Genomic DNA, 11,263 nt, shown 5'->3' on the forward strand with positions numbered 1-11,263 from the left:
CTCATAACCCCTCATGGGGATTCGTAACGCCCGATTGCAAGCCAGACTCAGGGGACATGCTTGCAATCAGGCCTGCTAAAAATACCATGGATGGAAACAGAATGCTCATCAAAGGTGGGTAGGATTCACTTCAGTCAGGGTCGAAGTTGGCGGCTACAAAACGGTAAAATCGCGGCGATGGTCATTCAGCGGGGTGCGCTTCAGTTCGCCTTTGCCTGAGTCGCTTTTGGCGAGCTGGCAGACCTCAATGTTCTGCCGGTTGGCGGCACGGATTTCCGTCACCCGATCCCCCGGCACCATCAACCGGCTCAACTCGCGTTGCAGGCTGATCGCCTGCGCCTCGGTGATGTCGCCGGTAAACACCGAATACTGCTCATGGTTCAGATAGCGCCGCAACAGCTTTTTGAACTTGTCGGTGCGCTTGGCCTCCACATCATAGGTCACCAGCATGAACATCTACACTCTCCGCTTGAAGGACTCATATTCCGCCACCCCCAGCACCTCACGCTCCAGCGCCAGCGCCTCGCGGTAAAGCCAGTTGCGGAAACTGCGCCCCTGGTACTCCTCCTCCAGCCGCAAGGAGAATTGCTCCGCCACCTGCCGCCGCCCGGTGTCGCTCAACAGGCACACATTGTCATGCTGCTCAAACCAGTTGGTGTCGACCATGCGCCGCTGCACCATGCGGAAAATCAGCATGTCGGCCAGCACCGGCTTGAACGGCTCCGCCAAGTCCAGGCTCAGGGAAGCCCGCCCATACCCCGGCGCATGCAACACACTGAAGGTTTCCTCCAAATGCGTCTTGCTGATTTCATGCCGCGCCACCGTATACACCAGTTGGTTGAGGAACGACAGCAAGCAATTGACCGGATTGTTCGGCGGACGCCGCACCCGCTTGCCGAAATCCAGCTCCGCATGGATAGCCCCCCACGCCGCGTAGTAATACTGGTGCAACTGCCCCTCAAGCCCCATCAGGCTGTTCACATCCTCCGCCTTGGGAAGCTTCGCCAGCAACGCCTGCATATCCGCCACCGGCTGCTTCATCGCCTCATTGCCCCGGTACTGGTAGTAACGCAAGTTGGCCTGCATGTTATGCCCCGCCCCGCGCACGATCTCACGCGCCACCGCCATCCGGCGGGTGTCATCCAGCAACAGCTCCGCCTGTTTCAGCTTCACCTTGCCCGCCGGGTTCTTGTCCGCCGGTTCAAACGCCCCCTTGAAATAACCGTAATAATCGAACACCGACAAGCGCACGCCGTGTTTCCCGCACAACCCCAGCAGGCGCGAATTCAGGCGGCTTTCCGCCAGCAGCACCACATGCGACAGCTTCTCAATCGGCAGCGAGCGTTTCTGCTCCCCCACCTTGATTTGCAAGGTGTTCTCGTGTTGGCGCAACTGCGCCTCTTTGGATATGAACAATGTTTCCATGCATCTTCCCATTCTATTGAAGTAGGCCCCTCCCCTGATAAGGGGAGGCTGGGAGGGGTTTCTTCTCAATCAAACCCGCAAAATGCCGCCAGCGAACAAGTCTGGCACAACGGAATGCGCCGCGCGGCGGGCGCGCTTTCCTGCCCTGCCAGTTGCTCCAGCCGCACCGAGGCATCCCATAACGTTTGCAGGCGTTTGGCATCCAGCGCCACCTCCCGCTTGCGCCGCGAAGTCAGCACATGCGTATAAGCCTGCCAGCACTTGCCGGTGGCGATCGACAGCATCAGCGCATAGAACGCCGTCTGCTCACTGGCAGCCTCCACCGCCCCGCCGCTGCCCTTGTTCTCAAACACCACGTTGTTGTCCCAATCGATCCGGTCAGGGGCCAGCCCAAACAAACCCCGCACCGACTGGTCCCGCTGGTAGCTGGCGGCATGCAGCGCCGTGCCGGTCTGCACCCGTGAATGCCATTGCGCAAAATTCACCTTGTGCAAATACATCCACGCCCGCCGCTCACACAACGCCACATGCTGGAAATGCAACCCATGCAGGTTGAGGCGCTCAACCCGCTGGTAGAACGCCTCCGCCTGCGGCCAGTGGAAAGCCTCTGACATAACGCTGTTCACAGCACCAAACTGGCCGCTGAGGCCGCCAAATCCATGTCGCCACCGGGAACCAGCCCCGTCAGACTGACCAGCTTTTCAGCCGCTTGCATTGCTTCGGGATGGTCTTCCCAGGCCGCTTCCGCATCCATATCCCGCCGGTCTTTCAGGCGTTGCAGCCACTCCCGCAGCAAGCTGTTCCCGGCTTCCAGATCCAGCGTGCGGCTGGTATGCGGGAAATACACCGTCAGCTTGCGGCTGGCGCGGTTTTTCTGCTCCAGCAATTCGTCATCCAGCTCACCCGGCAATTGGAAATATTCCCGCTCCTGCGCATCCAACTGTGCGGGGTAACGCTGCATCACCGCCGTTTCCCGTTCCAACCAGACCCGATCCACCTGCAAACGGCGGCCATCGCCCTCAAGCACCCCAACCCGCTGGCCAATGTCCCGCAGGTTCAGCGCTTGTGCAAACAGCCGTTCCCGCCAAGCCGTCGCCGCCTGCTGGTAATAAGCATCGGCTTCCAACGCGGCAAACTGTTGCAGCAACACATACAGATGGGAACCTCTAAAAACCCACATTATTGTCAAATTCGACAACGAATAATCAATAACTTAACATGGTTATCCACAGGTTTTTAGAGGTTCCCAGATGTTTGCTGCTGGCGGGCTGATGCTGCAACAAATGTTCGCGCCGGTGCGCCTTGCTGCTCTTGTGGCGCAGCAACACCTGCCAATACAAACCACTGGCGTACACCGCCTGTTGCGGCAGGGAACCGAAATACAAGGTGTCGCTATCTTCCCGGAAACACGCCTGCACACTCCGACTCAGCACCCGGCTCAACTCCTGGATGGAAACCGCCTTGCCATTGTGCGCATCCATCCAGTTGCACAACTCGCGCAACCACGGGTGGCGTTCCTGCAAGCGGCTGTCGGTACGCACCACCACCGCGCCATCTTCCCCCCGCCGCGCCGCCCGCCCATAACGTTGCAGGAAATTCATCGGCGCAAACCCTGGCTCCATCAGCATCAGGTTGGCGGCGCGGAAGGTCACGCCCACCTCCACACTGGCGGTCGCAACCAACACGCTAAAATCATCCGGGTCTTGCTGGCGGCCAGCATGGTAACCGTAACCCGACTGGTTATTGCCGCCACTGTCATCGATGCTGTTGACCACCAACACTTGGGCGGCGGGAATCCCCACGCTTTGCAACAAACGGAGCAAATCAGGCAACTGCCGTTTCAGGTCAGCCAGCGCATTGTAGATAATCACCACCTGCCGGTTTTGCCCAACCTCCGCCCGCACTTGCTCCAGGTGCTGTGCCAGCACAGTGGGCATATCCGGCAAGGTTTCCAGCCGCAGCGTGACATCCCCGTGCAAAGGCCGCCCTTCTGCGGTAATGCTTTCGTGCAATTCCATCATCCGGTCTTCCGGCACGCCCAGCTTGATCAGCACCGGCTTAATGTCCAGCGGCGTGGCGGACAACAGGCTGACTTTCGCCACCCCATAACCCGCCGGAACGGTTCCTGCCTCCTTCCCCCCTTGCGGGGGAAGGCCGGGATGGGGGAGGTCAACACTCACCAACTTGGCAAACAGCGCCGCCAGACCAAAGCCACGCGCTTCAATGGTGTGGAATTCATCGAACACGATATGGTCGAAATCATCCAGCACATCAAACACGCTGAAACCCGACTGCCCCTTGTCCAAGTAAGCACGGTGCAACAGCTGGCTGACCACTTCCGGCACCGCGATGATCATTTCACCGCCGGAACGGGTGCCATCCAGAGCCTGCACCTGCCGTACCCGGTAGCCGCGAATGTTTTCCACCCCCTGTTCCCGCAATACGGCGGTCTGGTCGGAACTCCAGATTTGCACCTTGCGTTCGGCGTTGGCTGCTTGCCACCCGCTTTTCACCAGTTCGTCGATCAGCCCTGCGGCAATGTTCTGCGCCAACCGGCGGGTCGGCACAATGAACAGGATGCGCTGATCCCGCAACAGCGCTTGCTGGAAAGCGTAGGTTTTACCAGCCCCGGTGGGCGCATCCACAATCCGCACCCGGCGGGGTTCATCCAGCAACGCCTGTTGCAAGGGCGACAGGCCGTTTTCCAGTTGGGCGACACAATGCCGGGCGACGCTCAGTTCCATTGCTGCACCTCCTGCAAGGCTTGCTTCACCGGCATCCTGGCGGTCAGTTGCAGGCCATACAGCAGGTAACGTTCCACCGGCAATTCCCGCGCAAACAGGGCGGCGGTCGCCGCGTTCAGGCGCACCTGTCCAATGTCAGCCCTACGCAGGCGCAACATGCCGTTACGGTGCAAGCCGATACGGATCACCAGCTCATCCTCACCGCTGTAGGCAAAGGGGTCAAAACCGAACAACGCCCCCTGAAACACCACCCCTGGCGGCACTTCCTGGGTGAAGAAATAGGTCTTCAAATTGCCACTGCTGGTCACCGCATACAGGCGTTGCGGCATACCGCCCTCCTCCTCCAGATTCAAACGGCGCGCCACTGGTGGCAACAAACGCGGGGCGTCAGTCGCCAGCACGGATGCGCGCCAAGGCATCGCCTCCAGGTCGCGGCGGTAATCCTTTTCCGGCAGGCACACGGTATTGCGCATCATGCCCAGGCTGGCGGCCAGCCCAAACATGAGCGCCTGGTCACTGACCAGTTCCGGCAGGGTCGCCGTGCCGCTTTGCACCATCAGCGAGTGGTAGGCAAACGGCGTGAGTGTTTCCGCCTGAATGCCGGTGATGATGGGTTTCATGACGCACCCCTTACTGGAACCACTGGTCAAACAGCCCGGCCACTTTGGGCTGCGCCTGCTTGTACGCCTGTTCCAGCTCACTGCCGGTCTGGTTGAACGCTGCAACCAATTGCTGCTGCCAAGCTTCCACTTCCCCACCCTGAACCGCGGTGGCATGCGCGGCTTGCAGGGATTCATGCAAGGTCGCCTTCACCGCCATCAGGTTGTGGACATCATGACCCTGCAACACCCGCAGCAACTCGTAAGGCGAAGTCAGGGCCTTTTCGAATTTGTCCGCATACAGGCCCACCACATGGGTGCGGATATTGATGCCGGTGACAGAAGTCTGCCCGCCGTAACTGCCCGCCATGCCCACACTCAGCAGCAGGTGCTTCAGGCCGATTTCCGGCAGAACCTGCCCGCGCGTGCTCAACACCTGCACCATCAGAGTGCCGGGTTTGATGAAATGGCGGGTAAACAGGTTATCGCTGTTCTTCTTGTTTTCGGCATCGAACAAGGTGCCGTCTTCCATGGCGCGGTTATGGAAGGTTTCGTCCACGCACTGGTCTTTGGGTTGCAAACTGAGCGCATCGGAGTAGTTGACCGCCGCCCGCACCGGCAACACCCGGTTTTCCTGATTGGCGGAATCGCCGAACACCACCGTGTTCAAATCAAAAGCGGCGGAAGGTGCCTGCCCCTTGTACAACACCGTCTTGTTTTGCGGCAGTTTGCCGCCCACGCCCAGCGCCCGCAGGATTTGCAGGCCACGCCCCCGCTCAATGTATTTGAACTTGTTGGGCACGGCGCGTATATACAGGTCATCCAACCATTCGATGTCGGTGATTTCCTGCTCGGCATTGCGGAACACCACCGGCGCCACCGCCTCCCGGATCAGCACCAGGCTGACGCAGCCGAGGTTTTTCAGTTTGGGGTGGATATAGGCTTCCGATTGCTTTTCGCCCGTTTTGGTCATGGTGGTCAGGCCATCAATGGCAGCCAGATAAGTTTCCAGACGTTTCATCACAGCGCTCCTTATTCAGATTCAGTCATAGTGGTTGTTGGGTCATTGCCAGCAGCGCTAACCGTTTTCTCGGCTTCGCGGAAAGATTGCAGGAAAGCCATGCGGTACACGCTCCCCAATAGGCGGCGGCTTTTCTGCGCGGGTGGTCTGCCGTTCAGTGCGCCAAACCAGACCTCGTTGACGAACTGTTTGGCGAACCCCATACAAGCGTCCAGCAAAGCCTGTTCGTCACGTTTGTCCCGCGCCGCTGCTTTGCCCTTGCGCACCAGATTGGTTTCCAGCTCCCCGGCAATGCCGTGGATCAGGGTTGCCGCATCGGCTTGCCCTGCGCCGCGCAAATCCAGCGCGCTTTGCAGGCAAAGGTTGAACACCAGCATTTCCTCACTGGTTGATGATTGACCAAGCGGGCGGCGTTGAATGCGGGCTGCCGCTTGCCCCAGGCGCACCAACGCGCCGTCAGCTTCAGACATGGAATGGCTCCTTGGTAAAATTTCATGAAATTCCTGCTCCAACCGTCTGGCCAGTTGCTTCATCGCCCCGGCTTTCTGGTTGTTAGCCTGCTTCAGGGCATCGTGTGCGTAACACCCTGCCAGGCAGACCGCCTGAAAGCGGGTGCGGGGCATCGCGTACAAGCCCAGCACGTCGTAGCCCAGCCCCGGCGTGGAGGCTAGGGTTTGCGCCATGTTCAGGCGCTCAATCGCGGTCGGGATCTGCTCCAGGCGCAGTTCCCGGTAGCCCACCAGTTGTTGCAGCACGGCAGGCATGGCATCGAAATAAAAGAACGCTTTTTGTGGCGTCGGCAAACCCTTGAATACGTGGATAGGGCGGCCAATACGCAAACAGGCGGTCAGCAGCAAGCGCAGCAAATTGATCTGGTCTTCGGTTTTTTCCGGGATGCGCTCCAGCCGCGCCATGCGGTAACGTTGCCGGTAAACTTCCAACCCACGGTAACTGACCTTGCCCTGCTCCACTTTCTGCCGACTGAGGTCATACACCGACAAAGCGGAAAATTGCTTTTCATTATCCAACACCAGAGCGCCAAACAGGCCGGTGGTGACTGGCGATGAAACCAGTGTTGGCACACCCGAGGGCTTGCCACCCTGAATGCCGTAGACATCTTTGCGCAGTTTGTGCTCGGCCAGAGAAACGTAGCCAATCGGCACTTCCCCTTTGGCAGGCGCGGTAACGGAATCCGGTTTGCCTTCACGCCCGGTAAAGGCCGAAACCTTGACTTCGTGCAAACCCAGATTACCTGCCATCAATGTGCTGCTGGGGGCATCTGTAAACAGGCAGCGGCCACGGGCACCTTCGTCTTCCGGCCTGACCCGCGTTCCCTCCAACAATTGCTGGAAATGCCGTTGGACAGCCTGTTGAATGACAACGCCTTCGCCAGCGAGGAACTGGTTGAAACCGGCCCGTTCCTCAGTCCCTTCCAGCCATCGCTGCAAAATGCCAGTTTCACCCCAGACCGCAGCCAATGTTTCCGGGTTGGCACCCGCCAGCGAAACCACCCACAAACCCAGCAAGACCCGGCGCGACTGGCCATCTTCAATCGCCGCCAGCCATTCTGGCAAAGCCTGCCCCAAAGCCGTCATCAGTTGGGCTTCCCGCTCGGCATAATCCGGCAAACCGTTTTTCTTGTTCACCGTCAGCTTCAGGTTCAGCAGTAAAGCCAGATGCGCCGCCCGTAGAAAATGGGGTTCGGCAAAAGCGTCCAACGCTTCCGGGTCAGGGTACGGCGTACTGGTCTGCCCGCTGGCTTTCGGCCAACGTGGCGCCAGGCCCAGGGTACGCAAGCAGGCATCCAGATGTGGGGTCACCTGCGCGACCAGATCGTTACGCACCCGGAACAATTGCCCCAGCGTGCGGCGCTGTGCATCACGCAAGAACTCACCCAGACCGGCATGATCCGGCGTGCCGTTGAGCAATTCGGGCAAGCCACGGGTGGAAATGTTGATTTCCAGCTTGAACGGCAAATGGGAAATCAAGCGCCGCAAGCCGTCCTGTTTGACAGCTTCCACCTTTTCTTTCGGCAGCAACATGAACAGGCGGCCATCCTGATGGGTTTCCAGCAAAGGCGGAATTCCCGCAAGCCGCTGGCAGGCGAACGACAAACGCCGCTGCAATTCATCCAGCAAGAACGGGTGGTGCGGATCAAAAATATCCACCGTTTCCCATTGCGCCAACACGGGTGAGGCGAGGCTTTGTTCCTGTTGCAGGCGTTGGATAATGGCTTCCAGCCCGCCATTGGCACCGTGCTGCTGCCACAGGCCATCCAGCTTGTCGGCCAGTTTGACGTAGCGTTCCACCGCGTGTTTCCAGGCGCGGGGCGGTGGTGTGGCCGCCGGATGCCGGTAACGCTGCGAGTCCTCCGCCTGTTCGATCAGGAAACGGATTTGCTCATGGCTCAGTGTGATGTTTTCCGCCGCCAGAAAAGCGGTGACGCCATAACGCCCCATGGCAAGCTGCATATGCTCCAACGTCAGTTCCGCATCCCGCTTCAGTTGCAGCATCTTGTCCAGATCGTGCAGGAAACCGATGGCGGCGATCACCGTCAACCGCTGGCGGAGTTCGGTTTCCTCCATTTCCGGGTTATCCAACAACCAGTCCAGCGCCGCCAGCAACATGGCTCCACGCACCACCGACAGCAGATGGTCCAGCAGGGTAATGTTCTGGTTATGGCGGTAACGTTCCCATTTTTCCGGGTTGTCATCCCAACCACCCTTGCCGCTGATGCTCATCAGGTACAGGACGCGGACATCGATTTCCTTGCCCGAATCCAACAACTGCCGTTGCTTTTCACTTAAGGGCCGTTGTGATGCGCGCTCTTTCAACACATGCGTTTCCACAACGTCCTGCAGAAAACGCTGGTAAACAACCCCCGCCGCCTGATTGGCGCGCTGCATTGCCGTGCTCATCGCCCTACCCCCTCTTCAATCAGCCCCAGGCAGCCAAACCCGCTGCGGGTCTTTTCCCCGATCCCCGCATACCACGCCAGCCGCAAATCTTCTTCACTGCCTTCCAGCAACAGCGGGGCCTGCATGCCGACCACGAAACTCTTGCTCCCGTCCCGGAAAGTTTTCAGGTTGACCAGCACGGAATGTTCCGGGTTGGCGCGCAGGTACAGGGAATCGGGGTAAACCCGCAACTGCACTTCCCGCCCGGCCAGAAACGACAGCTTGCGGTTGATGGCCAGGCCCAGGTTGGCGCCCAGGCCATTCAGGTTGCGATGCCATCTTTTGCCTTTGCCAGTATGGGCGTCATCGTGCAACGCCAACGGCGACAGCATCAGGCAGCCGAGCTGGGTTTGCCCCGGCAGGATCGGGTCAGGCTCCAAGCGCAGGCTGGCGGCGGCGAAATTGACGCTGGCGGCGTCCCAGCGGCGCTTGGCGACTTGCGCCGGGTCCAGCCGGGAAAGCGCCCGCGCCAGACCACTGTCGGCGGTGGCAACCACCAGCCCATGCGCAAATCCCTGATGCCCCCGGTGCCAGCCAGTGGGGGCAAATGTCCAGGGTTTGGCCTGAGGCCCAATCACGTCGGTGCTGTCGGCGCCAGCGGCAATCAGTGCGTTGACCAACGCATCATGCAGGAGGTCATGATGGTCATACTGCTGCAACGGCTCCCCTTGCGGGAGTTGGAGGCGAATTCGTAACATGTGTTTCCCTTTCGGCCAATTTCTATGCAGAATAGTATTGCATAATATTTTCCACCCAATAAAGTTATTGAATGTCATGAAACGTGACTTGTTGCGGCGTTTCGCTTATATCGAAACCTGTCTAAACTGGAGCGGGGGCGTGACTGCGGTGCAATTGGGCAACACCTTCGGCATTGCCCGCCAGAATGCGCAAGCCAGCATCGAGGCGTACCGCCAACAGCATCCGGACAGCGTGGCTTACAACCCCTCAACCAAACGCCATGAGCCAACCAGCATGTTCCGGCCCCATTACATCAGCCAAGACCCCATGCGTTATCTGGATTACCTGCGGGGCAACTCGCTGACCAGCCATTTCTGGGAAGATGAAGAGTGGGGGCATTTGCCCGTTACGGATGTTTACAGCTTGTTCAAGCCGCATCTTGACGGGAACATCATCGGCAGGGTCATCACCGCCATCCGGGAACACCAAGTGCTGGAGATTTATTACCACTCCAAACTGGGCGGCTTCGAAAACTTGGCCATTTCCCCCAACCATTTGGTGTATGCCAGCGGGCGCTACCATGTGCGGGCGTACCATCATGAACATAACCGCTTTATTGACTTGGTATTGTCCCGGATGCTGGAGGTGGAAGCCTCTTGCGAAGATTGGGTCTCTTCGGAGGAAGATGCCCAATGGAACACCTTCAATGCCCTGCACTTCATGCCGAACCCGGCATTGCCTGAGAACCTGAAACGTACCTTATTGTTGGATTTTCGCTTGGAAAAGGGGGTTTATACGCTGCCAAACGTGCGGGTGGCTTTACAAGGCTATGTACGGCGCGAAATGGTGCGCCCCGATCCGGAGCACGGGATCGCATTGTGGGTGCCCGTGGATGCGCAAGGCTCCGCCACCCCGCCGGAGCCTTGAACGCGATGGGGGCAACCGCCCGCCATCAGAAGGCCAATGAAATGCCCGCCGTGGTTTTGGTGTTGGCTTTGATGTCGTGCTCCTCATGTTCCAGGAACAGTTTGGCGCTCTTGCCCTGCTTCGGCGTGCTGCCTAAGGCGTAGGTGACGTTGCTGATCACGGCGGTATTGTCCGCCGCCGCATTGGTCTTGTGGTCTTTTTTGAAATACGCCAGGTTGCCCGTCACCTTGGGCGTGAACTTGTAGCTGGCCCCCACCGCCGTCACATCGAAGTCCCCGCTTGGGGAATGCTTGTTCTGTTCCCGCGTGACACCCGCCTGCCAGCGCTCCGCCGTGTAACTGAGCGCCGCCGCCGTCCGCGTGTAATCATTCGCGCCAGTTTCGATTTTGGTCACACCGACCCCGGCTTTCACCCCCTTGTTGTCATACATGACGCGCCAGGAGGTCGCATCAATCGCCTTGCCATTGCCGTCGTTGGTGGTGACCAAGCCGGGAACCGCGTAGACGTGGCCGATAGATGGGGTTTTCCACAACAGAAAGCCCGGCACATACAAGGTCTGCGCCGTCAGATCGCTGCCTTGGTAGTAATTGCCATTGTTCGGGTTATAGACTTCGGTGTTTTCGAAAATGTCCAAATGGCCGTACAAATCCTTGCGCTGCCCGCTGTAGCCACGGCCACCGGCAATCACGCCATACTTTTTAGTTGGAATAGTGATCTGGGCAGTACGCAAGCGCACTTCCTTGTTGTCAGAAGACGTTTCCTGTGCGGCAATGTCCGAGAACTCGGCTTCCACATCATACAGCGCCTTGACATTGCCGTATTCCAGCGGCCCTTTGACGCCGACGGAAGCGCGCCCCACCTTAATCTATTGGGAAATCCCCCGGCTTTGCCGGGGAGACGTGCATAGTTTGA

Annotated in this window: 11 protein-coding genes; 1 reads left to right on the top strand and 10 read right to left on the bottom strand. The window is 59.0% G+C overall.

What is annotated here, in order from left to right; genetic code table 11:
* Positions 1-153: 153 nt before the first annotated feature.
* From cas2 to VSS37_RS10455, 9 genes are all read right to left on the bottom strand, one after another.
* On the bottom strand, positions 154-456 hold the full coding sequence (cas2, locus tag VSS37_RS10415; protein WP_324694970.1) for a CRISPR-associated endonuclease Cas2: 303 nt from the start codon (positions 454-456) through the stop codon (positions 154-156).
* Complete coding sequence (gene cas1, locus VSS37_RS10420; protein WP_324694971.1) at positions 457-1,425, bottom strand: CRISPR-associated endonuclease Cas1; 969 nt, start codon at positions 1,423-1,425, stop codon at positions 457-459.
* A gap of 65 nt (positions 1,426-1,490) precedes the next feature.
* Complete coding sequence (locus VSS37_RS10425; protein WP_324694973.1) at positions 1,491-2,039, bottom strand: CRISPR-associated protein Cas4; 549 nt, start codon at positions 2,037-2,039, stop codon at positions 1,491-1,493.
* 8 nt (positions 2,040-2,047) lie between these two features.
* Complete coding sequence (locus VSS37_RS10430) at positions 2,048-2,605, bottom strand: hypothetical protein (RefSeq protein WP_324694975.1); 558 nt, start codon at positions 2,603-2,605, stop codon at positions 2,048-2,050.
* A gap of 25 nt (positions 2,606-2,630) precedes the next feature.
* Positions 2,631-4,169: a DEAD/DEAH box helicase gene (locus VSS37_RS10435; protein ID WP_324694977.1), complete on the bottom strand. Its 1,539-nt coding sequence runs from the start codon at positions 4,167-4,169 to the stop codon at positions 2,631-2,633.
* Positions 4,160-4,789: a hypothetical protein gene (locus VSS37_RS10440; RefSeq protein WP_324694979.1), complete on the bottom strand. Its 630-nt coding sequence runs from the start codon at positions 4,787-4,789 to the stop codon at positions 4,160-4,162. Before VSS37_RS10440 ends, VSS37_RS10435 begins: the two co-directional genes overlap by 10 nt.
* 10 nt (positions 4,790-4,799) lie before the next feature.
* Positions 4,800-5,789 carry a type I-D CRISPR-associated protein Cas7/Csc2 gene (cas7d, locus tag VSS37_RS10445; RefSeq protein ID WP_324694981.1) on the bottom strand — a complete coding sequence of 330 codons (990 nt, stop codon included), beginning with the start codon at positions 5,787-5,789 and terminating at the stop codon, positions 4,800-4,802.
* A gap of 11 nt (positions 5,790-5,800) precedes the next feature.
* Positions 5,801-8,707, bottom strand: coding sequence for a hypothetical protein (locus VSS37_RS10450; RefSeq protein ID WP_324694983.1), 2,907 nt, complete (start codon positions 8,705-8,707; stop codon positions 5,801-5,803).
* Positions 8,704-9,444 carry a CRISPR-associated endoribonuclease Cas6 gene (locus tag VSS37_RS10455; RefSeq protein ID WP_324694984.1) on the bottom strand — a complete coding sequence of 247 codons (741 nt, stop codon included), beginning with the start codon at positions 9,442-9,444 and terminating at the stop codon, positions 8,704-8,706. Before VSS37_RS10455 ends, VSS37_RS10450 begins: the two co-directional genes overlap by 4 nt.
* A gap of 76 nt (positions 9,445-9,520) precedes the next feature.
* Between VSS37_RS10455 and VSS37_RS10460 the strand changes: the two genes are divergently transcribed.
* Positions 9,521-10,351 carry a BrxR family helix-turn-helix transcriptional regulator gene (locus VSS37_RS10460; RefSeq protein ID WP_324694986.1) on the top strand — a complete coding sequence of 277 codons (831 nt, stop codon included), beginning with the start codon at positions 9,521-9,523 and terminating at the stop codon, positions 10,349-10,351.
* A gap of 25 nt (positions 10,352-10,376) precedes the next feature.
* Here the strand turns inward: VSS37_RS10460 and VSS37_RS10465 are convergent, their stop codons facing one another.
* Positions 10,377-11,210 (bottom strand): porin, encoded by an 834-nt coding sequence (locus tag VSS37_RS10465; RefSeq protein ID WP_324694989.1) that lies wholly within the window; start codon positions 11,208-11,210, stop codon positions 10,377-10,379.
* Positions 11,211-11,263: the final 53 nt, after the last annotated feature.

This window comes from Candidatus Thiothrix phosphatis (assembly GCF_035668035.1).
In the GTDB taxonomy this organism is placed as follows: domain Bacteria; phylum Pseudomonadota; class Gammaproteobacteria; order Thiotrichales; family Thiotrichaceae; genus Thiothrix; species Thiothrix phosphatis.